Genomic DNA, 26,255 nt, shown 5'->3' with positions numbered 1-26,255 from the left:
GGTTTCGGTTTTTTCTCCGGTTTGATTTACCCACCTCCCCAAATGCGCACCCCCCCCCCCGGCCCCCCCCCCCCGCACCGGGGGGGGGCGCGCCTTCCGCCGTCCGCACCACCGCCGCCAGGTGGTCCGCCAGGCCGTACCGCGGCACCCACCCCTGCGCCCTCGCCCTGCCGGTGTCCAGCACCACACTGCGGGCCAACTGGTCCAGCGCGTACGGCGTCAGCTCCGCCGAACGCGCCAACCGCGCCAGCGCGAGCGGCACATGAACGATCCGGGCGCGCACCCCGTACGCCCGCAGCATCCGGCGCACCACCTCGTCCCGCCGGTACGCCACCGCGTCCGCCACGTTGTACGCGCCCGGCGGCCACCCGGGCGCCGCCAGCGCCGCCTGCGCGAGGTTCTCCACTGCCGTCAGGCTGAGCGCCACATCCCGGCCCGGCAGCGCCAGCACACCCCCGCGCACCCGCGCCAGCAGCCGCGGCACCAGATGCGGATCCCCCACCCCGTACACCGCCCGCGGCCGCAGCACCACCGCGCCCGCATCCAGCGCCAGCCGCTCACCGAGCGCCTTGCTGCGCCCGTACCCGTTCAGGTGGCCGTCCACGGTCGGGTGGCTCTCCCGGACCGGCGCGCCACCCGGCCGGGGGCTGTACACGCTGGCGCTGCTCACCCACACCACCGGCCGGCCGGCCGCCGCCACCAGCAGCCGCCCGGTGCCGCCGACGTTCACCTCGTACTGCCCGGCCTCGGCCAGGGACCCCACCGGGTGATCGCCCACGGCCGCCGCGCAGTGCACCACCAGGTCGGCCCCGCCCAGCTCCGGCACCCCGGCCGCAGCGTCCCAGAACACGTGCCGGCCCACCGGACCCGGCCGGCGCCCCACGCACAGCACCTCCGCCCCGCCCGCGGCGGCCGCCCGCGCCACGTACGAGCCGCAGAAACCGCTCGCCCCGGTGACCGCGATCCGCATCCTCACCCCCTCCCCACCAGCAGCACGGCATACCCGGGCAGCGCCGAACGGCGGTCCACCCGCGCCCGCAGCACCCGCGGCCGGTGCGGGGCCAGCGCCGCCAGGAAGTCCGCCAGCTGCGTCCGGGCCAGCGCCGCCCCCGGGCAGGCGTGCGGGCCGGCGCCGAAGACCGCCTGCGCGGCGGCGGCCGGCCGCTCGGGCACCGCGCGGTGCGCCTCGGCGGCGTGCCGGGCGACCAGCACCAGCCGGTCACCCCGCCGGACCGGGCAGCCCGCGACCACACCGTCCGCCGCCGCGACCCGCGGCAGCACCGGCGAAGCGGCCGTCAGCCGCAGCAGCTCGACCGCGAGTTCCGGCGAGACCCGCGGCCACAGACCCGCCCGGGCGCACCAGGCGGCGGCCCGCGGCAGCGCGGCGACGGTGGTGTTGACGGCGGCCACCGCGACCATCGCGTCCAGCGGGTCGGGCAGCAGCGCGGCCAGCCGGGCCGCCGCCGCCGCGCCGTGGCCCCGCCGCCGGGGGAGCAGCCCCGGCAGGTGCTCCCCGGCGGCGGCCGAGGCCGCCCCGGCCGCCGCCCGGGCCAGCACCAGCGGGTCGGCGTCGGAGCCGGTCAGCACGGCCGCGCTCGCCCCGGCCAGCTCCCGGACCACCGGCACCAGGTCCACCGGCCCGTCCAGCACGGCCAGCCGGCGCTCCAACACCTCCTGCCACACCGGCCGCAGCCGCTCCACGCCCTGGCGGCCGAGCCGCGCGGCGAGCGGGCGCCGGGCGGCGCGGTGCCCGGCACCGTCCTGGTCGAACAGCAGCCCGCCGCCGCTCAGCCGGGCGGCCGCCCCGCCGGTGGTGCCGTCGGCGGTCCGGTCCAGCGGCAGCGAGGTCAGCACCTCGCGGTACGCGTCCGGGCCGTGCACCAGCACCGTACGGCCGAGCCGCACCACCGGCCGGCCCCGGGTCGCGGACAGCAGCGCGAACAGCACGGGGTGGCTGCGCAGGTAGACCAGGCGGTCCTTCTGTCGGGCCGCGCGGTCCCCCGCCGGGGCCGGGACGGCGGTCACCGCAGCCCCAGCTCCTCGGCGCACAGCCGCGCGGCGGCGGCCCGGTCGGGCTTGCGGGAGCGGCCGGCCAGCGGCACGTCCGCGAACAGCAGCGCGTCCGGGCGGGCCGACCCCATCCGCTCCAGCGGGCCCTGCAACGCGCCGCGCAGCCGCCGCCGGTCGGTGCCCGGCGCGGGCTGCACCAGGGCGACCAGCCGCTCGTCGCCGTCCCCGGCCGGGACGCCGACCAGCACCGCCAGCTCCACCCCGGGCAGGTGCAGCGCGGGCTCGTACAGGCCGGGGTAGATGTTCTCGGCGCGCCGCAGGACCATGTCCTTGCAGCGCCCCGCCAGCACGATCCGGCCGTCCGCGGTGATTCGCGCCCGGTCGCCGGTCCGCACCCACGGGTCGGGGCGTTCGCCCAGGTAGCGGTCCCGGGCGGCCGGGCCGGCGAGCAGCAGTTCGCCGTCGCCGGTCAGCGCGGTGCGCACCCCGGGCAGCGGGTGGCCGAGCAGATCGCCGTCGCCGTCGAACGCCGACTTCTCGCCCTCCTCGACGGCCGCCGCGGGGAACAGCTCGGTCAGCGCGTACACCCCCCAGGCCTCCCGGGCGCCCAGCCGCTTGACCCGGCGCAGCAGTTCCGCGCCGGCCGGCGCGGAACCGGTCCACACCCGGCCGGTGAACGAGCCGATCCCGCGCAGCTGCGGCGGCGTCAGATAGGTCTCGTCCGGCCGCAGCCGGGCCAGCTGACGGCCCAGCACCTTCGGTGAGCGGGCCGACAGCGCCACCGACGCCCCCGCCGCCAGTGCCGGGACCAGTACGAAGAAGGTGCCGCCGAGCACCGCCGCGCCCGGCCCCGGCCGTACCAGGCCGTCCACCGTGCGCATCCCGGCGGCCAGTGTGGCCCGGGTGTGCACCACGGCGCGCGGCGCGGAGGTGGTGCCGGAGGTGAACACGATCACGGCGTCGCCGTCACCGTCGTACCGGGGCGGCGGCCCACCCGGCCCGCCGGTCAGCGCGGGCGCGCAGCCCGGCCGGCGCGGGCCGACGGTGGCGACCGGCCCCAGCTCGGCCAGCGGCGGCAGCGCCAGGTGCGCCCGCCGGGCCAGCGGCCGGGCCCAGCCCGCCACCGCCTGGGCGGCGGCGTCGGCCAGCACCAGGGCCGGCCGGGCCAGCGCGAGCCGGGCGAGCAGCACCTCGGGCCCGGCGGACGGGTCGAGCACGGCGGCCCGCAGGCCGAGCCGGTGCGCCGCGAGCAGCACGGCGAGCGCGCGCGGCCCCGGCCGGACGGCGACACCGAGGGTGTCCCCGGGCCGCAGGCCGTACCGGTGGTGCAGGGCGGCGGCGAAGGCATCCGCCAGATCGGCGAGTTCACCGCAGCGGGCCCGTACGGTGACGGCCCCGGTCCGGGTGCAGCCGAGCAGGGCGGGCCGGTCGGCGCCCTCGCGCAGGGTGCGGTCGAGCCGGTCGAGCATGGTCCGGTCCCCTCGTCAGCGCGGGTCGGTGGAGCGTGGCCCGGCGCCGCGCTCCAGGTACCAGCGGGCGGTGCCGAGCACGCCGTAGGCGCGGATCCGGCGGGTGGAGTTCTGCACCACCATGTCCCGGCGGTGCACGATCGCGGTGGTGCGGCGGCGCACCCGGTTGATGAACGCCCGGTCGGTGGGCGAGGGCCGGCGCGGCATCCCGCCGACCGCCCGGTACAGCTCCGCGGTGACCGCCATGTTGTTCCCGGCGTGCATCCGGTACGGCACCAGGTAGCCGTGCCGGCGGCGGTGCGCCGGACGGATCCGCCCGAAGGCGGCGCCCAGCGTCACCAGCACCCGGAACGCCGCCCGCCCCACTGGCCCGTGCTCGTCGTGGCGCGCGGTGATGTGCCCGCAGACCAGGCCGCCGCAGGCGAGCATCCCGGCCCGGGCGGCGGCCGTCCAGCCCGGCTGCGGAAGGCAGTCCGCGTCGGTGCGGGCCAGCAGCGTGGCCCCCCGGGCGATGGCGTGCCGGAAGCCGGTGTCGACCGCGCAGCCGACCCCCTTCTCGGGCTCCACCAGCACCTCCACCGGGAACGGCGCCCGCCCGGCGAAGGCCCGGACCAGCTCCACCGTCCGGTCCGTCGAGCCGTTGTCCACCACCAGCAGGGTGAAGCCGAGGTCGCGCTGGGCGGCCAGCGCCCGCAGCGCGCCCTCGATCCGGGTCTCCTCCTGGTACGCCGGGACGACCACCCACAGCTCGGTCACGACACCTCCCAGACCATCGTGGTCAGGCTGACCCCGCCGCCCAGACCCACCATCAGTACCCGGTCCCCGGTCCGCAATCCCGGTCTGATCAGCTCCAGTTGGACGCCGATGGTGGCGCTGGCGAGATTCCCCAGCCGGTCCACCGTGACCACCAGCTTCTCGGCCGGCACCCCGGTCAGCTCCACGAACCGCTCCAGGTACGGCAGCGTCACCTGGTGCACCAGCACCCGGGCGTACGCGTCCCAGCCGAGCCCGGTGCGGGCGGCCGTCCGGGTCAGGATGTCGGCGCCGATCCGCTCGAAGACACCGCGCAACTCCTTGCCGCCGCCCCGGAAGTAGCTGTACTCGTCGCCGCGCGGGTGGCGCGAGCCGCCGCTCGGGATGCCGCCGACCTCCCAGTGCTCGGAGGCGGTCTCGGTCTCCACGTCCAGGATGCCGCCGTGCTCCACCTCCTCCACCACCACGGCCGCCCCCGCGTCGCCGAAGGTGTAGCCGGCGAAGGAGTCCCGGAAGTCGGCCAGGCCGCCCGGGTCGCGCCGCATCGCCCGGCTCGGCGTCTCCCCCGTGACCACCAGGGCCCGCCGGGCCCGGCCGGCCAGGATCATCGCCCGGGCGGTGTCGATGCCGTTGAGGAAGCTGTTGCAGGCGTTGGAGAGGTCGAACGCGTGCGCCCGGGAGCCGAGTTCGGCCTGCACCAGGTGCGCGGTCGCGGGCTCGCAGACGTCCCGGGTGGCCGAGGCGAACACCAGCAGATCGAGGTCGAGCGGGTCGAGCCCCGCGCCGTCCAGCGCCTGCCGGGCCGCCCCGAGCGCCAGCGTGGAGGCGTACTCGCCGTCCGCCGCGAAGTGCCGGGTACGGATGCCGGTCGCCTTCTCGAACACCCCCTCGGGCAGTCGCAGGCCGCTGCCGCCCGTCACCTCGTCCTGGAGCTGTTGCGAGGTCAGCACCCGGGCCGGCAGGCAGGCGCCCACGGCGGTGATGCCGACCTTCGGTATCCGGAGGTCCATGACCGCCATCCTGGCCGCTCGGCGAGGGGGTGGACCTGAGTACCCGTACTCATCGGTGACAGGCGATCGGGCTCGGCCGTGACATCCGTCATGCACTTTCCCGCACAGCGCACACTGACCCGCAGCCCCTGCCGCAGGCGAGAGTTGGGACATCGCAGAGAGCGAGCCGAGCAGCACCGGGACGAACGGGGAACAGGACCATGGCCACCATCACCACCAGCACGGACATCCGCCGCAAGGCCGGCTCCGGGGCGCTCGCCGCCCTGCGGCCGCTGGCCGTCGACATCGCGGTGCCGCTCGGCGCCTACTACACCGCCCACGCGGTGTTCGGCCTCGGCCTGGTCGCCTCGCTCGCCATCAGCAGCGCGGTGCCGGTGGTCCGGACCGTCGGCGCCCTGGTGCGGGACCGCTCGGTCAACTCGCTCGCCCTGCTGATGCTGCTGGTCAACGTGGCCGGCCTCGCCCTGTCCACGCTGGCCGGCGACCCCCGGCTGATGCTCGCCAAGGACGGCGCGGTCAGCAGCGTGATCGGCGGCTCGATGATCGTCACGGCGCTGCTCGGCCGGCCGCTGATGACCGCCGGACTGCGGCCCTTCATCGTCAAGGGCGACGCCGCCCGGTCCGCCGCCTGGGACCGGCTGCTGGCGACCTCGGCGGCCTTCCGCCGCAACGAGCGCAACTTCTCGCTCGCCTGGGGCTCGCTGCTGGTCGCCGAGTGCGTGGCCAAGGTGGTCGGCGCCTACACCGTGCCGCTGGAGACCATGGTCTGGCTGAGCACCGTGATGCTGGTCGGCGCCATCGGCCTCGGCGTCCTGGTCGGCAACGTCTTCGCCGGCCGGATGGCCGAGCAGGTCATCGCCGAGGCCGGGGCCGAGGCCCGCTGACCCCTCCCGATCCACTCCGCGAACACCCGTGCCCGCCCACCGCGACCGGTGGACGGGCACCTCGGGCTCCCCAGGGTCAGGACGCGTCCTGCACCGGGATCGGCAGGCTCACCGGTTTCTCGGCGGCGGGCCCGTCCTTCACCCCCTCCTTCGGGTTGCTCATCGCACCCAGCAGCTGCCGGGCCAGCCCGAGGCCGGTACCGCCCATGGTCAGCGCCTTGGCGAACATGTCGGACATCCCGTCCGCGCCGTTCAGCAGCACCATGTGCTCGACGTTGCCGAAGGCCTCCGCGCCGGCCCGGACGATCTCCGGCCAGTTCTCGGCCAGCTGCTGCGCGACCACCGCCTCCTGGTTCTCCGCGAGCGCGGCGGCCCGGGCCTTGATCGCCTCCGCCTCCGCCAGACCCAGCGCCCGCGCCGCCTCGGCCTGCGCCAGACCACGGGCCTCCGCCGACGCCGCCTCCGCCAGACCGGTCGCCTTGGTCGCCTCGGCCGCGGCCAGTCCGCGCGCCCTGGTCGCCTCTGCCTCCGCGGTCGCCGCGATCTTCACCCGGTTCGCCTCCGCGCCCGCCTTCAGCTCGGTCTCCCGGGCCAGCGCCTCGGCCGCGGAGATCCGCGCGTCACGGTCGGCCTCCGCCTTGGTCCGGGTCTCGTACGCCCGGGCGTCGGCGGGCTTGCGGACGTCCGCCTGCAGCTGCTGCTCCTTGCGGTGCGCCTCCAACTCGGCGACCTTGGTCTCCTGGACCACGACCTCCTGCCGGGCGGCCGCCTGGGCCAGCGGACCGGCCTGCAGCGCCCGGGCCGTCGCCGTCTCCAGTTCGGCCTGGTAACCGGCCTGCTGGATACCGGAGTTGCGGGTCGCCTCGGCCTTGCGGGCGAACGCCTCCTGCTCCGCCTCGGTGGCCCGCCGGTCGGCCTCGGCGGCCGCGATCCGGGCGTCGCGCTGGACCGCGGCGGCGTGCGGCGCGGCCAGGTTGGTGATGTAGCCGGTCGGGTCCAGGATCTCCTGGATCTGCAGCGAGTCGATGATCAGGCCGAGCTTCTCCATCTCGGACCCGGACGCCGCCCGGGTCTCCCCGGTCAGCCGCTCCCGGTCGCGGATCATGTCCTCGACCGTCAACCCGCCGACGATGGACCGCAGATGACCGGCGAACACGTTGTGCACCCGCTGGCCCATCATCTTCTGCTGGTCCAGGAAACGGCGGGCGGCGTTGGCGATCGACACCGTGTCGTCGCCCACCTTGAAGATCACAACGCCCTTGACGTGCACCGGGATTCCCTGCGAGGTCACGCACTCGACGTCCAGCTCGGCCTCGTTCAGGTCCAGCGAGAGCTTGCGGACCGCCTGGACACCGGGCAGGACGAAGGTGCCGCGCCCGGTGACGATCCGGAAGCCCAGCCCGTCCGCCACGCCCTCGGTGCGGTGGTTCGACCCGGAGATGACCAGCGCCTCGTTGGGCTCGGCCACCCGCCACATCAGCTTGAACAGCACGATCACGATCACGATGGAGGCCACCACGGCCCCCGCGATGCCGATCAGCATCGGCTTTCCCCCTTCGGGCACACCGGTTCCGTGGCTGCGCGCTGTTGTGCAGGACGGCGCGGAACGCGGTGGCAGCAGCAGATTCTTCGCCTGCCGTGATCGCTTGGGAAGGGCCGGGTGTCCTGATCGTGCTCCAAGGGCGTCAAGATTGCGTCAAGAGCCAGGTAAGGAAGGTGGATACGCCGCGGCGACGTAGACCGTGCGCGGCGGCTGGTACTCCAGCACCACCACCGGCGTGCCCGGTGCGAGCGGGTCCCCCGGCACCGCCAGGTACGCCAGGAACGCCTCCGACCCCTGCCGCTGCGGCACATGGACCAGCACCTCGCCGACCAGGCCGGCCCCGACCCTGCCCGTCACCCGTCCCGTCAACCCGACCATGCGGCCAAGTCTCCCACCGCTGCCGCCGGCGGGCGGAGTTCCGGCCCGGCCCGCGTCCGGTGGCCGGAACACGTCTGGACCTGGACCGGACGGCCCGCTACCGTGTTGGACGTCTTACGCAGGCAAACCGTCTGCGAACAACGGGAGCTCGGAGCACCGGGCTGAGAGGGCGCTGACCGGCACGTCGGACGACGGGCCAGCCGCTGCGCCGACCGCAGGAACCTGGACCGGGTAATGCCGGCGTAGGGAGTAGAAGGTCAGATGACCATCTTTGATGCACAGCAGGAGTCTGCCCGCAGCACGACGGGCCAGGTCAGCAGCGCCGCCACCGGCTACCCGACCCCAGCCTGGCACAAGGCCTACCGCGAGGGGTCCCGCCCCGACCTGCGGGTCCCGTACCGCGAGGTCCACCTCACCAACGGCCGGACCGTACCGCTCTACGACACCTCCGGCCCGTACACCGACGCCGCCTACGAGCCGGACGTCCGCCGCGGCCTGCCGGCGCTGCGCGATCCCTGGATCCGCCAGCGCGGCGACGTCGAGGAGTACGACGGGCGCGAGGCCCGCCCGGAGGACGACGGGATCAAACACACCGCCCCGCGCGGCGGCAACCTCCGCAACCTGGACGCCGTCTTCCCCGGCCGCCCGCGCCGCCCGCTGCGCGGCCGGGCCGGCGCGGCGGTCACCCAACTCGCCTACGCGAAGCAGGGAGTGATCACCCCGGAGATGGAGTTCGTGGCCATCCGGGAGGGGCTGGAGCCGGAGTTCGTCCGCGACGAGGTGGCCCGCGGCCGGGCCGTCATCCCGGTCAACGTGAACCACCCCGAGGTGGAGCCGGCCATCATCGGCACCAACTTCCTGGTGAAGATCAACGCCAACATCGGCAACTCCGCCGTCACCTCCTCGATCGAGGAGGAGGTGGAGAAGATGACCTGGGCCACCCGCTGGGGCGCCGACACCGTCATGGACCTCTCCACCGGCCGCAACATCCACACCACCCGCGAGTGGATCCTGCGCAACTCCCCCGTGCCGATCGGCACCGTGCCGCTCTACCAGGCACTGGAGAAGGTCGACGGCAAGGCCGAGGAACTGAGCTGGGAGGTCTACCGCGACACCGTCATCGAGCAGTGCGAGCAGGGCGTCGACTACATGACCGTCCACGCCGGCGTGCTGCTGCGGTACGTCCCGCTGACGGCCCGCCGCAAGACCGGCATCGTCTCGCGCGGCGGCTCGATCATGGCGGCCTGGTGCCTGGCGCACCACCGGGAGAACTTCCTGTACACCAACTTCGCGGAACTCTGCGACATCCTCGCCGCCTACGACGTCACCTTCTCGCTCGGTGACGGCCTGCGGCCCGGCTCCATCGCCGACGCCAACGACGAGGCGCAGTTCGCCGAGCTGCAGACCCTCGGCGAGCTCGGCCGGATCGCCCGCGAGCGCGACGTCCAGGTGATGATCGAGGGCCCCGGCCACGTCCCGATGAACAAGATCCGCGAGAACATGGACCTCCAGCGGGAGATCTGCGACGAGGCACCGTTCTACACCCTCGGCCCGCTCACCACCGACGTCGCGCCCGGGTACGACCACATCACCTCGGGCATCGGCGCGGCGATGATCGCCTGGTGGGGCACCGCGATGCTCTGCTACGTCACCCCCAAGGAACACCTGGGCCTGCCCAACCGGGACGACGTCAAGACCGGCGTCATCACCTACAAGATCGCCGCCCACGCGGCCGACCTCGCCAAGGGCCACCCCGGCGCACAGGCCTGGGACGACGCACTGTCCGACGCCCGCTTCGAGTTCCGCTGGGAGGACCAGTTCAACCTGGCCCTCGACCCGGAGACGGCCCGCGAGTTCCACGACGAGACCCTGCCGGCCGAACCCGCCAAGACCGCGCACTTCTGCTCCATGTGCGGCCCCAAGTTCTGCTCCATGAAGATCTCCCAGCAGATCCGCGCGGAACACGGCGACGGCTCCACCGCGGTCGACGGCTCCGGCTACGCAGCCGAGGCCCTGGCCGGCATGCAGGCCAAGTCCGAGGAGTTCGCCGCCCAGGGCAACCGGGTCTACCTGCCGCTGGCCGACTGACCGGCGGCCACCGACCAGGCGCCGCACCGGGAGGCAGGAGGGGGCTTCCCGGCGCGGCGCCGACGTCGTGCCGGGCCTGGGATGATCCGTGTCGTGCAGCAGCCCTGGAACACCCTGAGCCCGGCCGAGCAGACACTGATCCGCCGTGGCCTGTGGCAGTCGCGCCTGGCCGGGACCGTCCAGCAGTACGGCATCGACCTCCGCTGGGCCGGCGCCGACGACGCCCCGCCCCCGCGGAGCTACACCCGCGACGAACAGCTGGCGCTGGTACCGCGGCTGGCCGCGGCAGCCGTGGGCCTCGCCGAACGCGGCCTGCTCACCGTCCGGGTCCGGCAGGGTCCCGGCGCCGCACCGTCCGACCCGGTCCTGACCGGCCCGGCGCTGCGGGACGCCCTGGCCGAGCCGGCCAACTGGCTCTGGAACCCGCACCCGGCGCTGACGCTCGACCTGGACGCCACCGAACCGGCGCGGGCGTGGTGGCACGCGAGCGCGTTCCCGGAGGAGGACGCTGCCGGCCGGCCCGCCTGGGACGAGCTCACCGACGGGCAACGGGAGCTCCTGGTCTGCGCCTCGGAGACCAGCGGCCTGCTCACCGGCCCGTTCGGCATCTGGGAGGACCTGCCGTCCGACCTGACCGGCACCGAGCTCACCGCCTGGCTCGACCGGCAGCTCGCCCCGCTGCTCCCCTTCGTGCGCGAGGGCTGGATCGAGGTCCGCCACTTCGCCGCGGACTCCACCGACGGTTACACGGTGATACCGCTCGACGGCCTCCGCACCGCCTTCGCCGACCGTTCGCTGCGCCATGACGACGGCGACGACTGGGGGGTGGGGTTCGGCTGCGTCTTCACGTACGCGGGACTGGCGCTCTGGCGCGGCAGCGGCTGGAACGCGGTCTGGGGAAGCCGGCTGACCCTCGACCGGGGCGAGGCGTGAGGACGCACCCGCCGTACCGGACGGCGGAGCCGTACGTTGCTGTGGGCCCCGCGCCGTTCGGGTTCACCTCGACCCGGCGTCAGACCTCGTCCGGGCCGGTGAAGTCGGGGGAGGTGTAGCCGGGGCCGGTGAACTCCGCCGGGCGGGGGATGCGGCCCTGCGGGTCGGTGACGCCTTCGACGCCGGGGCTGGAGAAGCCGGGGCTGGAGTAGCGGGCGCTGCTGTAGCCGGGGCTGAGCAGGTCGGGCGGGGAGGGCCGGCCGCCGGGCTGGGGTGAGAGGGCGGGTTCGGAGTCGAGGTTGGCGAGCAGGTAGGGGATCAGGGCGCGCTCGCGCAGGGCGGTGAGCCAGGCGCGGCGGGCCTCGGCCAGATCGGCGTGCAGGTGCGGGTCCTGCCCGGCCGGGGTCGGTGAGCCGTCCCGGTGGGCGGTCAGGAGCAGGCCGACGCCGCCGATCAGCAGGGCGGCGAGGGCGATCACGACGGCGACCCAGCCGGCCGTGACCAGGGTGCGGCCGAGCGTGACGGCCGGCTCGGCGGTCCGCACGGTGTACCCGATCAGCAGCAGGATGCCGCCGCCGGCCCCGGCGAGGACGGGCGTGAGGGTGGTCAGGACCGGGAGCAGTCCGGCCCCGGGCCCCGGGTCGGGGCCGCCGGAGGGGGTGGTCGCCGCGCCGCCGAGGGCGTCGCGCAGGGTGAGGTAGTGCTGGTACTCGGCGGCGGCCTCGGCGTTGATCCCGGCCGCCGCGAGCATGGCCTTGGTGTGCAGTTGTTCGGCGTTGAGGTGCGGTCCGGGCGTGCGCAGTGCAGCCTGGACGGATCCGTCGCGCAGTGCTTCGTCGAGGACCCGGGCGAAGTCCGGGCGGTCCTCGGCGAGCAGGTGCGGGGCGTTTCTCATGGGTACCCCGTTTCCGCTGGAGGCACGGAGGTGGATGGTCCGCGCGGGCCTGCCGCTGCGGCCCGCCGGGACGGTCCGCCCGCCTGGGGCCGGGCCCGCCCGCAGGGCCGCAGGCCGGTGGTGGCGGCCGGACGCGGGGCCTCGCGTGGTGCCTCGATGGTAGGGGGCCGCGTACCGGGGCTGACAGTAGGTTTCCGGATTTTCAGTACCGTCAGAAGCCCGGCAGCGCCCTGCAGTTGTTTCAGTACGGGCACCGCCGGGCCGCGCCCGGGGTCAGTTCAGCGGCAGCTGGGCGACCAGCAGCCGCCCCTCCATGGTGACCCCGCCGTCCATCGCGATGGCCAGCTCGTCCGCGTAGATGTAGGGGCCCGGCACGTGCGGCGGGGCGTCGTCGGCCTGGTCGACGCCGGTCAGGTACGGGATCGGGCTGTGGCCGTGCACCACCCGGTACCCGCCGTAGGTGTCGAGCAGTTCGTGGACGGCCTGCGGGCCGGCCTGGCCGCGGAAGGCGAACCGCTTGGTGAACTTGCGGAAGCAGTCCCACCACTCGTCGATGCCCTCGTCGGCCAGCACCACGTGGACCGCGTCGTTGACGTCGGCGATCGAGTGGCCGTACTCCAGGTACGCGGTGGTGTCCGAGTGCAGCAGCAGGTGGCCGTCCTCGATGGCGATCGCGGGCAGCCGCGACAGCCAGCTGATGTGGTGCTGCTCCAGGCGGTCGAGGTCGTGCTGCTGGCCGCCGTTGAGCCGCCAGGCGGCGAGGAAGGAGGCGGTGCCCGCGGTGGACTGGACCGGCTCGTCGCCGTAGCGGGCGGCGCCCAGGAACAGCAGCTCGTGGTTGCCCATCAGGGCGCGGCAGTACCCGCCGGCGGCGGCGGCCTCGGCGGCCAGCTGCATCACCAGGTTGATCACGCCGATGCCGTCCGGGCCGCGGTCGGTGAAGTCGCCGAGGAACCAGACCCGGGAGCGGCCGGCCGCCCAGTGGCCCTCGTCGTCGATCAGGCCCTGCTGGTGCAGCGCGGCGAGCAGCTCGTCCAGGTAGCCGTGCACGTCGCCGATCACGTACAGCGGACCGGGGGCCTCGCCGGGCTCGGGCTGCGGGTACGGGAAGTGCACCTCGGGGTGGACGTCGGGGATGGGCGCGCCGAGCTCGATGGTCGGCGGGTCCTCCGACTGCGGGGTGCCGGGGTGCGGCGCGGGTGCGGCCTCCGCGGCGGGCGGGGCGTACTCGGGTTCGAAGCCGCTGTCGTAGCGGATCTCCAGCGGGCCGCCGTCGAGCCGGCCGCTCTCGAACTGCCCGGCCGGTGCGTAGTGCCCGGTCGGCGCGTAGTGCCCGTCCGGCACGGTGTCGGTCACGGGGTGCTGGGCGGTGGGAAGGTGACCCGGCGTCGGCCAGTGCTGCTCCAGGTAGCGGGCGCCGCCGAAACCGCTGTAGGTCTGCTCGTACGGGTGTCCGGCGGGCGGTTCGGCGGGCTCGTAGTAGGAGCCGTACGGGAGCACGTCGAGGTCCTGCTGCGGGCGGCGGCCTGAGTCGGGCAGTTCAGGCCCGGGGAAGCGGTCCTCGGGTGTCATTCGCCCATCATAGGAAGACCACTCTCCCGGCGTCCTCACCTGGTCGGCATCCAATTGTTCGGAAGGTCGTCCGGGCGGTCCGCACCGCCCGGTCCGACCGCTGCTGTGACGGACCGGACCGCGGCCGGTACCCGCCCGGATCACCGGGCGGGTACGGACCACCGGGCCGGCCCGGGACACCCCGCGCCGACCCGCCCGCCCGTCACACCTCACCCGGCGGCCGCGGCGGGCTGACCGTCGTCCGCGGGCTGCGGCGCTCGGAGGAGGACCGGACGATCAGCTCGGTGGGCATCAGCGTGCCGGGCGGCGGACCCGTCCCGGCGGTGCGGAACCGGGGCGGGAACAGCCGCCCGCTGTCCGGGCCGCCGCCCGGCTCGACCCCCTCGATCGCGTCGATGAGCAGGTTGACCACCGTGGTCCCGATCCGGCGCGGCTTGAGCGACAGTGTGGTGATCGGGGGCTCGGTGCCCGCGTACACGTCGCTCTCGCTGCAGCACACCAGCAGCAGGTCGTCCGGGACCCGCAGGCCGTAGCGGCGGGCGGCGGCCAGCAGGTCGGTGCCGTTCGGGTCGAACAGCCCGTACACCGCGTCCGGACGGTCCGGGCGGGCCAGCAGCCGGTCGGCGGCCAGCGCGCCGGCGGCCGGGTCGTGGGCGGGGTAGGCCTCGTAGACCGGCTCCTGGCCGACCCGGTGGCACCAGCCGAGGTAGGCGTCGGTGGACAGCCGGGTGTAGGTGTCGGTGCTGGTGCCGGTGAGCAGGCCGATCCGGCGGGCGCCGGCCTCGCTCAGGTGGTCGAGGATGCCGAGCACGGCGGCCTCGTGGTCGTTGTCGACCCAGGCGGTGACCGGGCAGTTGCCCGGCTTGCCGTCGCTGACCACCGGCACGCCGGACCGGTAGAGCTCGCTGACCAGCGGGTCCTGGTCGGGCGGGTCGATCACCACGGTGCCGTCCAGGGCGATGTTGCTCCAGACGTCGTGCCGCGAGGAGGCGGGGAGCACCACCAGCGCGTAGCCGCGGCTGAGCGCGGCGCTGGTGGCGGCCCGGGCCATCTCGGCGAAGTAGGCGAATTCGGTGAAGGTGAAGGGCTCCTCGCCGTACGTCGTGACGGTCAGTCCGATCAGGCCGGACCGGCCGGTGCGCAGGGTCCGGGCGGCGGCGGAGGGTCGGTAGCCGAGGCGCTCGGCGACCTCGCGCACCCGGCTTCTGGTCTCGTCGGGCAGGCGTCCCTTACCGTTCAGCGCGTCGGAGACCGTGGTGATCGACACTCCGGCGGCTGCCGCCACGTCCCGGATGCCGGCCCGCTCCAGGCGCCGTGAGGCGGTGGGTCGCCGACCGCTCTGGTTGGCTGCTGCTGTCATGGCGGACCGATCGTATGGCTCGTGACGGCGCTGCGTGACCGGTTCGCTACTGATTGCTGAAGATACGTTTCTCTGTGTGCCCGGCCGAACGGCCCCCTTCGATACCCGCCCAGATCCGGCCGTCTTACCTCTGACATGTGCCAAAGGAACCCGGCAGAATGGCTGATCTGCACCCGTAACCCGAACGAGCATCTCACCCCTACGGGTGAGCGGGTGGGTATCGTTCAGGGCACCCGACCGGGGTGGTGCGGGTGCGTACCCAGGACCGCTTGTGCCGGCGACCCCGTGCGCACGCGATCCGATGGCCGCAGCGAGGCGGCCGGAGAGAAGGAGACGACCGTGAGCGGAACGGCAGCGCAGGGCCCCCGGCTGAGGCCGACCCTGGACGGCATCCCGACGTACAGGCCCGGCAAGCCGGCCGGCGCCGACGCGTACAAGCTGTCCTCCAACGAGAACCCGTACCCGCCGCTGCCCGGTGTGCTCGACGCAGCCCTCGCCGCGGCCGGCACCTTCAACCGGTACCCGGACATGGCCGTCACCGCCCTCACCGAGGAGCTCGCCCGCCGCTTCGAGGTCCCCGCCGAGCACATCGCCACCGGCACCGGCTCGGTCAGCGTCGCCCAGTCCCTGGTGCTCTCCACCGCCGGGCCCGGCGACGAGGTGATCTTCGCCTGGCGCTCCTTCGAGGCCTACCCGATCGTCACCCAGGTCGCCGGGGCCACCCCCGTCCCGGTCCCGCTCACCGCGACCGAGGAGCACGACCTCGACGCGATGCTCGCCGCCGTCACCGACCGCACCCGGCTGATCTTCGTCTGCAACCCGAACAACCCGACCGGCACCGCCATCCGCCGCGACGAGCTGGTCCGCTTCCTGGACGCCGTGCCGACCGACATCCTGGTCGTCCTGGACGAGGCCTACATCGAGTTCATCCGCGACGAGCGGGTGCCCAACGGCATCGAGCTCTACCGCGACCGCCCGAACGTCTGCGTCCTGCGCACCTTCTCCAAGGCCTACGGCCTGGCCGGCCTGCGGGTCGGCTTCGCCATCGCCCACGAGCCGGTGGCCACCGCCCTGCGCAAGACCGCGGTGCCCTTCGGCGTCAGCCAGATCGCCCAGGACGCCGCCGTCGCCTCGCTGCGCGCCGAGGACGAACTGCTGGAGCGGGTCGAGGCGCTGGTCGCCGAGCGCACCCGGGTGGTCGCCGCGCTCACCGCCCAGGGCTGGACGCTCGCCGACACCCAGGCCAACTTCGTCTGGCTGCGCCTGGGCGAGCGCGCCCTGGACTTCGCCGCGGCCTGCGCGGCGGCGGGCGTGGTGGTCCGCCCCTTCCAGGGCGACGGCGTGCGGGTCACCATCGGCGAGGTGGCCGGCAACGACCTGTTCCTGGCGGCCGCGGAGGCCTTCCGCAAGGAGCTCTGAGCGTCGGCTGCAGCCGTTCCCCGGGGCCGGTCCGGCGCCGGGGGCGGGGGCCCGTGACCGTACGTCGGTCGCGGGCCCCGCGACCGGGCCGCGGTGAGGAGCCGACCGGGAAACGCTGGGAGTCTGCTGGGAGCTCGGCCAACGTTCGGTCAGCGTTCGGTAGCGCACTCCCCGGCAGGGCCCGGAATGTCGCGGCTTGCCCCCCTTACGGCGGCCAGGAACCTTCCAGCCCGGGCGCAGGAACTCGAAAGGGCGCGGCGCGAAGCTGTGCGCCATGAAGGTCCTCCCCCGACGGCGTGGTGCCGTCCTCCTCAACTCCGCGCTCGGTGTGGCCCTGTTGGGTGGGGCCGCGCTGGCGTACACCACCCTGGACAGCGGCACCAGCTCCGCCGCCGGCAAGTCCGGTGTGCGGACCGCGACCGTGGCCAAGGGCACCGTCCTGGCCACCGTGTCCGGATCCGGCACCCTGGCCTCGCCGTCCGACGCCGGCCTCGACTTCACCACCGGCGGCCGGCTGACCTCGGTCAAGGTCGGCGTCGGCGACACCGTCAAGGCCGGCCAGGTGCTCGCCACGGTCGACACCACCTCCGCCCAGCAGCAGGTGAACGCCGCCACCTCGGCCCTCAACGCGGCCGAGGCCAACCTCACCAAGGCCGAGGCCGGCGAGACCGTCACCACCACCAAGCAGCTGCCCGCGAGCGGCTCCGGCAGCTCCGGCGGCTCCGGCCGCAGCGGCGGGAGCGGCTCCGGCGCCCCCACCACCCCGGCCCCGCAGACCACCACCGTCACCACCACCAAGGTGGACCAGGCCCAGGTCGCCCAGGCCCAGCAGCAGGTCGACACCGCCGAGACCACCCTCACCAACGCCAAGGCCGCCCTGGCCGGCACCACCCTGACCGCCGTCACCGACGGCACGGTGGCCTCGATCGGCGCCAAGGTCGGCGAGACCGTCTCCGGCACCGGCGGCAGCGGCTCCACCGGCTCCGGCAGCGGCGCGAGCAGCGGCTCGGGCAGCACGAAGACGGGCACCTCCTCGACCAGCGGCAGCACCACCCCGAGCGGGTTCATCGTGCTCACCAACCCGACCGGCATGCAGGTCACCGCCGCCTTCTCGGAACTCGACTCGCTGAAGCTCAAGAAGGGCCAGGCGGCCACCGTCACCCTGAACGCCCAGTCCGACACCAAGCTCGAGGCCACCGTGCTGTCGGTCAGCTCGCTGCCCAGCTCCTCGGGCGGCTCCTCCGGCGCGGTCCAGTACGGCGCGACCCTGCAGCTCACCGGCGACACCTCCAAGCTGCGCACCGGCCTGAGCGCGACCATCTCGGTGGTCACCGGCGAGGCCGACAACGCGCTGTCGGTGCCGACCGCGGCGCTGGCCGGCACCGGCACCGGCCGGACCGCCACCCTGGTCCACCAGGACGGCAGCACCGAGCGGGTCGCGGTCACGGTCGGCGTCGAGGGCGACGCCACCGTGCAGGTGGTGGACGGCCTCAAGGAGGGCGACCAGGTCGAGCTGACCAGCACCACGGCCGGCACCGGCAACGGCTTCCCCAGCGGCCGGTTCCCCGGCGCGGGCGGCGTCGGAGGTGCGGGCGGTGCGGCCGCGGTCGGCGGCGCCGGCTTCGGCGGCGGTGGTACGGCCGGTGGCGGCCGCGCCGGCGGCGGCAACGGCGGCGGGGGCCGCGGCTGATGACCGCTCAGAAGCCGCCGGCGGGCGCCAGGCCCCCGGTGATCCAGATCCGCCAGGTGATCAAGTCGTACGGCCACGGCGACGCCGTGGTGCACGCCCTGCGCGGCCCGTCCGCGCCGGGCGGCGGCGAGCCGCTCGGGGTCAGCCTCGACATCGCCGAGGGCGACTACGTCGCGGTGATGGGCAGCTCGGGCTCGGGCAAGTCCACCCTGATGAACATCCTCGGCTGCCTCGACGTGCCGACCTCCGGCCGCTACCTGCTGGACGGCATCGACGTCGGCCACCTGGACGAGGGCCAGCTGTCGCTGGTCCGCAACCGCAAGATCGGGTTCGTCTTCCAGTCCTTCAACCTGGTCCCGCGCACCACCGCGCTCGCCCAGGTGGAGCTCCCGCTCGCCTACGCGGGCGTACGCGCCGCCGAGCGCCGGCGCCGGGCGCTCGCCGCGCTCTCCCTGGTCGGCCTGGCCGAGCGGGCCGGGCACAAGCCCAACCAGCTCTCCGGCGGCCAGCAGCAGCGCGTCGCGGTGGCGCGGGCCCTGGTCACCGCACCGGCCATGCTGCTCGCCGACGAGCCCACCGGAAACCTCGACAGCCACTCCACCGAGGAGGTGCTGTCGATCATCGACGGGCTGAACGCGGCCGGCCGTACGGTCGTCCTGATCACCCACGAGGACGAGGTCGCCCGGCACGCCAAGCGCGTGATCCGGCTGATGGACGGCGCGATCGTCAGTGACGTGCGGCAGGCCGAGGTCGACGGCCCGCCGCCCGCGCTCGGCGTGGAGGTGGGCGTGTGATGCTCTGGCAGATGCTCCGGTTCGCGCTCGGCGGACTGGCGGCCAACAAGGTGCGCTCGGCGCTCACCATGCTCGGGGTCCTGATCGGCGTCGCCTCGGTGATCCTGCTGCTGGCGGTCGGCAACGGCTCCTCGGTCGCGGTCAAGGACTCGATCACCGCGCTCGGCACCAACTCCCTCACCGTGTCGTCCACCAGCGCCCGCGGCGCCGCCACGGCGGCCAAGAAGCTCACCGTCGAGGACGCCAAGGCGCTCGCCACCGCCACCGACGCCCCGGCGATCAAGTCGGTCGCACCGGTGGTCACCACCACCGCCACCGCGCTGTACGGGAACATCTCGTACCAGCCGGGTTCGGTGGTCGGCACCTACCCCGCCTACTTCGAGACCGCCAACCAGAAGGTCGCCCGCGGCGACTACTTCTCCAACGACGACGTGCTGAACTCCCGCAAGGTCGCGGTGCTCGGCTCCGCCACCGCGAAGCAGCTCTTCGACACCGAGGACCCGGTCGGCAAGAAGATCGTCCTCGGGTCGACCCCGTTCACCGTGGTCGGCGTGCTGCAGGCCAAGGGCAGCACCGGCTTCAACGACCCGGACGACGTGGTCATCGCCCCGCTGCCGACCGTCCAGAACGCCTTCACGGGCTTCGGCTCGGTCAACCAGATCCTGGTCCAGGCCGGCTCGGCCGAGCAGACCACCGAGGCGCAGAACGACGTCAGCCGGATCCTGCTCGGCACCCACGCCATCGCCGACCCGGCCAAGGCCGACTTCCGGATCAGCAGCCAGTCCTCGCTGCTGACAGCGCGGGAGAGCACCACCCAGACCTTCACCGTGCTGCTCGGCGCGGTGGCCGCGATCTCGCTGCTGGTCGGCGGGATCGGGATCACCAACATCATGCTGGTCACGGTCACCGAGCGGACCAAGGAGATCGGCATCCGCAAGGCGCTCGGCGCACCCCGGGCGGTGGTCCTCGGCCAGTTCCTGATGGAGTCGACGCTGCTCTCGGTGCTGGGTGCCGGACTCGGGGTGCTGGCCGGCCTGATCGGCTCGCACTTCAGCATCGTCGGCATCAAGCCGGTGGTCATCCCCGAGTCGGTGCTCGGCGCCTTCGGGATCGCCGTCGCGATCGGACTGTTCTTCGGCAGCTACCCCGCCAACCGGGCCGCCCGACTGCGCCCGATCGACGCCCTGCGTCACGAGTGAACCCCTAGACCGATCAGGAGTGGTATCCCGCATGTCCACCAAGCCCAGCGACAACGAATCCGCGACCGAGCTGCTGGCCACCGCGCCGGACGCCCGCGACGTCTCCGCCGAACTCGCGGCCCCGCCACGCCGCAAGCTGCCCTGGCCGACCCTGGTGCTGGCCGGCTGCGTGATAGCCGTGGTCTCCTTCGCCGGCGGCGTCTGGTTCCAGAAGGACGGCGGCGGCAACGGCGGCGGCCAGCGGGCGACCGCGGGCGGCCAGGGCCAGAACGGCCAGGGCAACCGCCGCGGCGGCTTCGGCCAGGGCCAGAACGCCCCGGGGCAGGGCGGACAGGGCCAGGGCGGCCAGGGCCAGGGCGGGGCCGGCGGGTTCACCCGCGGCACGGTCAAGCAGGTCGACGGCACCACCGTCTACCTCACCGACGCGTCCGGCAACACCATCAAGGTGACCACCGGTGACTCCACCAAGGTCACGCTCAACAAGGAGGGCAAGGCCGCCGACCTGCAGCCCGGCCAGAGCGTCACGGTGGTCGGCAGCAAGGCCGCGGACGGCAGCTACACCGCCACCCAGCTCACCGAGGGCGCGGCCGGATTCGGCGGTTTCGGCGGCCGCGGCGGCGCGGCGGGCGGAGCGCCCGGCGGCGCCGGCGGCACGGCCTCCGGGACCGGCGGCAACTGACCCGGCACTGGGCCCCGCCCGGCCCCGACCCGTACGACGGGCCGGGGCCGGGCGCCGTGGGCGTACGGTGGCTCCGGACCCGGGGAGCCACGGCAGCCGGGCGGGGGAGGCGGCACCCGGGCCGGGGGAGTTGGCCAGAACCCGGTCGGCAGGGGTTTAATCCAAGCTTCATCAACCGCGCATAGCCTCCCCGGGCTATCGTCCGATGAGCAACCATCGACCGACCGGGAGGCGGATCACCGTGTCAGGGACAGCACAGCCGGCCGGCAGCCCGGCCCTCGGCACCACCTCCGGCGAGGCATTCCTGCTGGTCGTGGACGACGAGCCGAACATCCGCGAGCTGCTCTCCGCCTCGCTGCGGTTCTCCGGTTTCCGGGTGGTGTCGGCCGCGACCGGCGAGGAGGCGCTCGCCGCCGTCGCCGCCGAGCGGCCCGACCTGGTGGTCCTCGACGTGATGCTGCCGGACCTGGACGGCTTCGCGGTGGTCCAGCGGCTGCGCGAGCAGTCCCAGTGGCCGCAGGGCGGCGAGCACGTCCCGGTGCTCTTCCTCACCGCCAAGGACGGCACCGGCGACAAGGTGCAGGGCCTCGCGGTCGGCGCGGACGACTACGTCACCAAGCCGTTCAGCCTGGAGGAGCTGATCGCCCGGATCCGGGCGATCCTGCGCCGGGCCGGCGGCCCGGCCGAGGACGGCCGGCTGATGGTCTCCGACCTGGTCCTCGACCCGCTGGCGCACGAGGTGACCAGGGCCGGCGTCCCGGTCTCGCTCTCGCCGACCGAGTTCAAACTGCTGCACTACCTGATGGCCAACGTCGGCCGGGTGGTCTCCAAGGCGCAGATCCTCGACCACGTCTGGGCCTACGACTTCGGCGGCGACCTCTCCATCGTCGAGTCCTACATCTCGTACCTGCGCCGCAAGCTCGACTCCGGCACCGCCGCGCACGGCCCCAAGCTGATCCACACCGTCCGCGGCATCGGCTACGCCCTGCGCCGCCCCCCGCAGGGCTGAGCGGCCCGTGCGGTCCGTCGCCCGGCTCTCGCTCCGCGCCCGGCTGCTGGTGCTGGCCCTGCTGCTGGTCACCACCGGGCTGGTGGTGAGCGACACCCTGGTGCTCGGCGCGGTCAAGGTCCAGCTGGTCGAACGGGCGGACCAGCAGCTGGAACGCTTCGCCCAGCCGCTCGCCCACCGCCAGCCCGGCGCCCGGCTGCCCGGCGCGCTCGGCCAGGGACCGGGCCAAGGACTGGGCCAAGGACCGGGCCTGGGTCCGGGCCTGGGGCCACGGGCGGGCGGCCAGGGTGCCGGCCAGAACGGCGCGCAGGCCAACCAGAACGCGCAGGCCAACCAGAACGCGCAGGCGGGCCAGAACCCCCAGGGTCCGGCCGCGGGTGACGGGTTCGGCCAGGGCTTCGGCCGCCGGCCGGGTCCGTTCCTGCCCAGCCAGTACGTGGTGCAGTACCTGGCGGTCGACGGCACCGTCCAGGACATCTACCGCCAGCCGATCGACGACACCGACCCGCTCCCCAAGGTGGCCAAGCTCACCCCGGCGGAGATCTCCGCCCGCGGCGACGACTGCTTCACCGTCCCCGGGGAGCACGGCGACGGCAGCTGGCGGGTGCTCGTGCTGCCGATCCAGCGGCCGGCCGTGGCCGGCGGCCCCGCGGGCGGCGCCCCCGCCATCGGTGCCCCCGCCACCGGTGCGACGGCCGCCACCAGCGACTTCGCCGCCCCGAGCTATCTGCTGGTCGCGGTCTCGCTGGACGACGTGGACGCGGTGCTGGCCCGGCTGCGGACCACCTTCCTGACCATCGGCGGCTCGGTGCTGCTGGGCATCGCCGCGCTCGGTGCGTTCGCGGTCCGGGCGGGGCTGCGGCCGCTGCGCAAGATCGAGCAGGGCGCCCAGCGGATCGCCTCGGGCGAGCTCTCGCACCGGATGCCGGAGCTCGGGCAGCGGACCGAGATCGGCCGGCTCTCCACCGCGCTGAACGGGATGCTGAGCCAGATCGAGGCGGCGTTCTCCGCCCGGGCCGCCTCGGAGGCCCGGATGCGGCGCTTCGTCGCGGACGCCTCGCACGAGCTGCGGACCCCGCTGGCCGGGATCCGGGGCTTCGCGGAGCTGCACCGGATGGGCGCGCTGCAGGACGTTGACCGGGCGATGGACCGGATCGAGAGCGAGGCGGTCCGGCTCGGCACCCTGGTGGAGGACCTGCTGACGCTGGCCCGGCTGGACGAGGAGCGGCCGCTCGACCTCGCACCGATGGACCTGCGCACGCTGGCCGCCGACGCGCTGCACGACCTGACCGCGCTGGACCCGGGCCGGCCGGTCGCCCTGACCGGCCCGGACGGCACCGGCGCCCCGCAGCCCGCGCCGGTGCTGGGCGACGAGTCCCGGCTGCGCCAGGTGGTCACCAACCTGGTCGGCAACGCGGTCAAGCACACCCCGGCGGGCACCGCCGTCCGGATCGGGGTCGGCACGGTGGACGGCCGCTGCCTGCTGGAGGTGGCGGACCAGGGACCTGGCCTGACCGAGGGTCAGGCGCTGCAGGTCTTCGAGCGGTTCTACCGGGTCGACCCCTCGCGCAGCCGCCTGGAGGGCGGGGGCGCCGGCCTCGGCCTGGCCATCGCCTCGGCGCTGGTGCACGCGCACGGCGGTGACCTCACCCTGGACACCGCCCCCGGGCGCGGCTCGGCCTTCCGGGTACAGCTGCCGCACCAGCGCTGAGGGCCGCGCTGTCAAGTGCCCGGGCGTCCAAACGGCCGCCCGGGCGGTGGCTTGTGAGGCCGCTCCGATAGCCCGGATCATCGAACCCCACCCCCCTGTTCGAACGCGGATAAGCATGGTGGATACTCACCTTGTGAACGTGTTCACTTTCACAAGCGGGCAAGCTTGGCATGGCTGGTAGCGGTTTCATGCTAATGATGCGTTTTGCCCGCTGTGTGGTGGATCAGGGCATACCGAGCACGGAAGAGAGGGCGCCGTGGAGCTGGCAGTGGCTCACGAGACCATCGCGCGTTGGCAGTTCGGCATCACCACCGTCTACCACTTCCTCTTCGTCCCGCTGACGATCAGCCTGTCGGCGATAGTGGCGGGGCTGCAGACCGCCTGGGTGCGCACCGGCAAGGAGAAGTACTTCCACGCCACCAAGTTCTGGGGCAAGCTCTTCCTGATCAACATCGCGATGGGCGTGGTCACCGGCATCGTCCAGGAGTTCCAGTTCGGGATGAACTGGTCCGACTACTCGCGCTTCGTCGGCGACGTCTTCGGGGCCCCGCTCGCGATGGAGGCGCTGATCGCCTTCTTCTTCGAGTCGACCTTCATCGGCCTGTGGATCTTCGGCTGGGACCGGCTGCCGAAGAAGATCCACTGCGCCTGCATCTGGCTGGTCGCGATCGGCACGGTGCTCTCCGGCTACTTCATCCTGGCCGCCAACTCCTGGATGCAGCACCCCGTCGGGTACCGGATCGACCCGGCCACCGGCAAGGCGCAACTGACCGACATCGGCCGGGTGCTGTTCCAGAACACCACCCTGGTGCAGGTCTTCCACACCCTGACCGCGGCCTTCCTGACCGGCGCCGCCTTCATGGTCGGCATCGCCTCGTACCACCTGTGGCGGGCCGAGCGGGGCAAGGAGGGCGACGGCCGCAAGACCGCCGCGATGCGCACCTCGCTGCGGGTCGCGCTGGTCATCGCGGTGCTCGGGGGCCTGGGGACCGCGGTCAGCGGCGACACCCTGGCCAAGGTGATGTTCGAGCAGCAGCCGATGAAGATGGCCTCCGCGGAGGCGCTGTGGGACACCCAGGCGCCCGCGCCGTTCTCGATCTTCGCGGTCGGGGACGTCAGCCAGGGCCACAACTCGGTCGAGCTGGAGATCCCCGGGATACTGTCCTTCCTCGCCCACAGCGACTTCTCCACCGCCGTCCCCGGCATCAACGACACCGCCGCCGCCGAGGCCGCCCGCTACGGCGGACAGCCCGACGACTACATCCCGAACATCTTCGTCACCTACTGGGGCTTCCGCCTCATGATCGGCTTCGGGATGACCTCCTTCGTGGCCGCGCTGATCGGCCTGTGGACCACCCGGCGCCGGTTCTGGCTCGCGCCCGAGCACCGCACCGGCGAGGACGAGGCGCCGAAGCTGATGCTCACCAGGAACCGCGAACTCGGCCCGCTCCTGACGAAGTGGAGCTGGCGGATCGGCATCCTCACCATGGGCTTCCCGCTGATCGCCAACAGCTTCGGCTGGATCTTCACCGAGATGGGCCGCCAGCCCTGGGTGGTCTTCGGCCTGATGCGCACCGCCGACGCGGTCTCCCCCAACGTCTCCGTCGGCACCCAGATCGGCGCCCTGACCACCTTCACCCTGCTCTACGCGGTACTCGCCGTGATCGAGGTGAAGCTGCTGGTCAAGTACGCCAAGGCCGGCCCCGTCACGTCCGAGGAGCCCCCCACCAAGGACCCGACCCTGCGCGGCCCGTCCCCGGACGAGGACGCCGACCAGCCCCTCGCCTTCGCGTACTGAGGACGGAACGAGCATGCACCTCAACGACTTCTGGTTCGTCCTCATCGCCGTCCTGTGGACCGGCTACTTCTTCCTGGAGGGCTTCGACTTCGGGATCGGCATCCTCACCCGGACCCTGGCCCGCGACACCACCGAACGCCGGGTCCTGATCAACACCATCGGCCCGGTCTGGGACGGCAACGAGGTCTGGCTGCTGACCGCCGGCGGCGCCACCTTCGCCGCCTTCCCGGACTGGTACGCCACCCTGTTCAGCGGCTTCTACCTGCCGCTGCTGGCCATCCTGGTCTGCCTGATCGTGCGCGGGGTCGCCTTCGAGTACCGGGCCAAGCGCACCGGCGAGCGCTGGCAGCGCAACTGGGAGCTGGCCATCTTCTGGACCTCGCTGATCCCGGCCTTCCTGTGGGGCGTCGCCTTCGCCAACATCGTGCACGGCGTGGACATCGACCGGGACAAGAACTACGTCGGCGGCTTCTGGGACCTGCTCAACCCGTACGCCATCCTCGGCGGACTGGTGACGCTGGCGCTGTTCACCTTCCACGGCGCGGTCTTCGCGGCGCTCAAGACCGTCGGCGACATCCGCGAGCGGGCCCGCGCCCAGGCGCTCGGCCTCGGCCTGGCCACCGCGGTGCTCGCGGTGGTCTTCCTGGTCTGGACCCAGTCGCACTCCGGCAACGGCTGGAGCCTGGCCGCCCTGGTGGTCGCGGTGCTCGCCCTGGTCGCGTCGCTGGCCGCCAACAAGGTCGCCCGCGAGGGCTGGGCGTTCGTGTTCTCCGGGCTCACCGTGGTGGCCGCCGTCGCCGTGCTCTTCCTGGCGCTGTTCCCCGACGTGATGCCCTCCACCCTCGACCCGGCCTACTCGCTGACCGTCACCAACTCCGCCTCCTCGCCGTACACCCTCAAGGTGATGACCGTCGTCGCGGCCGTCTTCACCCCGATCGTGCTGCTCTACCAGAGCTGGACGTACTGGGTATTCCGCAAGCGGATCGGCGTCCAGCACATCCCGGCCGCCCCCCGGCCCGCCGACCACTGACCCGGAGCGACGGAGCACCACGATGGAGCGT

Annotated in this window: 22 protein-coding genes and 1 riboswitch; of the genes, 12 read left to right on the top strand and 10 right to left on the bottom strand. The window is 73.7% G+C overall.

What is annotated here, in order from left to right; all coding sequences use genetic code 11:
- The 5 genes from AB0D08_RS14530 to AB0D08_RS14510 all read right to left on the bottom strand — a co-directional run.
- On the bottom strand, window positions 1-970 hold a 970-nt coding region (locus AB0D08_RS14530; RefSeq protein WP_359888726.1), incomplete at its 3' end, for an NAD-dependent epimerase/dehydratase family protein.
- Window positions 971-972: 2 nt separating this feature from the next.
- Entirely contained in the window at window positions 973-2,025 is a 1,053-nt protein-coding gene (locus tag AB0D08_RS14525) for a cytochrome P450 (RefSeq protein ID WP_359888723.1), read from the bottom strand.
- Complete coding sequence (locus AB0D08_RS14520; RefSeq protein ID WP_359888721.1) at window positions 2,022-3,479, bottom strand: class I adenylate-forming enzyme family protein; 1,458 nt, start codon at window positions 3,477-3,479, stop codon at window positions 2,022-2,024. Before AB0D08_RS14520 ends, AB0D08_RS14525 begins: the two co-directional genes overlap by 4 nt.
- A gap of 15 nt (window positions 3,480-3,494) precedes the next feature.
- Window positions 3,495-4,235 (bottom strand): glycosyltransferase family A protein, encoded by a 741-nt coding sequence (locus AB0D08_RS14515; RefSeq protein WP_233288881.1) that lies wholly within the window; start codon window positions 4,233-4,235, stop codon window positions 3,495-3,497.
- Window positions 4,232-5,242, bottom strand: a complete 1,011-nt coding sequence (locus AB0D08_RS14510; RefSeq protein ID WP_359888718.1) for a ketoacyl-ACP synthase III — start codon at window positions 5,240-5,242, stop codon at window positions 4,232-4,234. The genes AB0D08_RS14515 and AB0D08_RS14510 overlap by 4 nt, the downstream gene beginning before the upstream one ends.
- Window positions 5,243-5,442: 200 nt before the next feature.
- Here AB0D08_RS14510 and AB0D08_RS14505 point away from each other — a divergent pair, with 200 nt between their 5' ends.
- Entirely contained in the window at window positions 5,443-6,126 is a 684-nt protein-coding gene (locus tag AB0D08_RS14505; protein ID WP_051811599.1) for a VC0807 family protein, read from the top strand.
- 76 nt (window positions 6,127-6,202) lie between these two features.
- Here the strand turns inward: AB0D08_RS14505 and AB0D08_RS14500 are convergent, their stop codons facing one another.
- Entirely contained in the window at window positions 6,203-7,669 is a 1,467-nt protein-coding gene (locus tag AB0D08_RS14500; RefSeq protein WP_033817927.1) for a flotillin family protein, read from the bottom strand.
- A 153-nt stretch (window positions 7,670-7,822) separates the two neighbouring features.
- Window positions 7,823-8,047: a hypothetical protein gene (locus AB0D08_RS14495; protein ID WP_359888715.1), complete on the bottom strand. Its 225-nt coding sequence runs from the start codon at window positions 8,045-8,047 to the stop codon at window positions 7,823-7,825.
- Window positions 8,048-8,179: 132 nt separating this feature from the next.
- Window positions 8,180-8,313: riboswitch (TPP riboswitch) on the top strand.
- Between AB0D08_RS14495 and thiC the strand changes: the two genes are divergently transcribed.
- Entirely contained in the window at window positions 8,309-10,135 is a 1,827-nt protein-coding gene (gene thiC, locus AB0D08_RS14490) for a phosphomethylpyrimidine synthase ThiC (RefSeq protein WP_033817929.1), read from the top strand. (Overlaps the previous riboswitch by 5 nt.)
- 93 nt (window positions 10,136-10,228) lie before the next feature.
- The gene (locus AB0D08_RS14485; protein WP_359888713.1) at window positions 10,229-11,068 is read left to right on the top strand and encodes a hypothetical protein; all 840 of its coding nucleotides are present in this window, start codon (window positions 10,229-10,231) and stop codon (window positions 11,066-11,068) included.
- A 79-nt stretch (window positions 11,069-11,147) separates the two neighbouring features.
- Here the strand turns inward: AB0D08_RS14485 and AB0D08_RS14480 are convergent, their stop codons facing one another.
- From AB0D08_RS14480 to AB0D08_RS14470, 3 genes are all read right to left on the bottom strand, one after another.
- A complete protein-coding gene (locus AB0D08_RS14480) occupies window positions 11,148-11,963 on the bottom strand; it encodes a hypothetical protein (protein WP_033817931.1) in 816 nt (271 codons plus the stop codon).
- A 273-nt stretch (window positions 11,964-12,236) separates the two neighbouring features.
- The gene (locus tag AB0D08_RS14475; protein ID WP_082526173.1) at window positions 12,237-13,535 is read right to left on the bottom strand and encodes a metallophosphoesterase; all 1,299 of its coding nucleotides are present in this window, start codon (window positions 13,533-13,535) and stop codon (window positions 12,237-12,239) included.
- A gap of 202 nt (window positions 13,536-13,737) precedes the next feature.
- Entirely contained in the window at window positions 13,738-14,895 is a 1,158-nt protein-coding gene (locus AB0D08_RS14470) for a LacI family DNA-binding transcriptional regulator (RefSeq protein ID WP_082526174.1), read from the bottom strand.
- Between the two features lie 339 nt (window positions 14,896-15,234).
- On the opposite strand from AB0D08_RS14470, the gene hisC reads away from it, so the two are divergent.
- From hisC to cydB, 9 genes are all read left to right on the top strand, one after another.
- Window positions 15,235-16,314, top strand: coding sequence for a histidinol-phosphate transaminase (gene hisC / locus AB0D08_RS14465; RefSeq protein WP_359888709.1), 1,080 nt, complete (start codon window positions 15,235-15,237; stop codon window positions 16,312-16,314).
- A gap of 274 nt (window positions 16,315-16,588) precedes the next feature.
- Complete coding sequence (locus tag AB0D08_RS14460; RefSeq protein WP_359888706.1) at window positions 16,589-18,004, top strand: HlyD family efflux transporter periplasmic adaptor subunit; 1,416 nt, start codon at window positions 16,589-16,591, stop codon at window positions 18,002-18,004.
- The gene (locus AB0D08_RS14455) at window positions 18,004-18,798 is read left to right on the top strand and encodes an ABC transporter ATP-binding protein (RefSeq protein ID WP_033817934.1); all 795 of its coding nucleotides are present in this window, start codon (window positions 18,004-18,006) and stop codon (window positions 18,796-18,798) included. Before AB0D08_RS14460 ends, AB0D08_RS14455 begins: the two co-directional genes overlap by 1 nt.
- Window positions 18,798-19,997: an ABC transporter permease gene (locus tag AB0D08_RS14450; RefSeq protein ID WP_359888737.1), complete on the top strand. Its 1,200-nt coding sequence runs from the start codon at window positions 18,798-18,800 to the stop codon at window positions 19,995-19,997. Before AB0D08_RS14455 ends, AB0D08_RS14450 begins: the two co-directional genes overlap by 1 nt.
- Before the next feature lie 31 nt (window positions 19,998-20,028).
- Entirely contained in the window at window positions 20,029-20,676 is a 648-nt protein-coding gene (locus AB0D08_RS14445; protein ID WP_051811603.1) for a DUF5666 domain-containing protein, read from the top strand.
- A gap of 304 nt (window positions 20,677-20,980) precedes the next feature.
- The gene (locus AB0D08_RS14440) at window positions 20,981-21,685 is read left to right on the top strand and encodes a response regulator transcription factor (RefSeq protein WP_033817943.1); all 705 of its coding nucleotides are present in this window, start codon (window positions 20,981-20,983) and stop codon (window positions 21,683-21,685) included.
- Between the two features lie 7 nt (window positions 21,686-21,692).
- The gene (locus AB0D08_RS14435; protein ID WP_359888703.1) at window positions 21,693-23,396 is read left to right on the top strand and encodes a HAMP domain-containing sensor histidine kinase; all 1,704 of its coding nucleotides are present in this window, start codon (window positions 21,693-21,695) and stop codon (window positions 23,394-23,396) included.
- 256 nt (window positions 23,397-23,652) lie between these two features.
- Complete coding sequence (locus tag AB0D08_RS14430; RefSeq protein WP_033817936.1) at window positions 23,653-25,194, top strand: cytochrome ubiquinol oxidase subunit I; 1,542 nt, start codon at window positions 23,653-23,655, stop codon at window positions 25,192-25,194.
- A gap of 13 nt (window positions 25,195-25,207) precedes the next feature.
- Window positions 25,208-26,224 carry a cytochrome d ubiquinol oxidase subunit II gene (cydB, locus tag AB0D08_RS14425; RefSeq protein ID WP_033817937.1) on the top strand — a complete coding sequence of 339 codons (1,017 nt, stop codon included), beginning with the start codon at window positions 25,208-25,210 and terminating at the stop codon, window positions 26,222-26,224.
- Window positions 26,225-26,255 lie beyond the last annotated feature (31 nt).

The organism is Kitasatospora sp. NPDC048540, from assembly GCF_040651175.1.
In the GTDB taxonomy this organism is placed as follows: Bacteria; Actinomycetota; Actinomycetes; order Streptomycetales; family Streptomycetaceae; genus Kitasatospora.
This window is presented reverse-complemented; position numbering and strand designations above follow the sequence as displayed.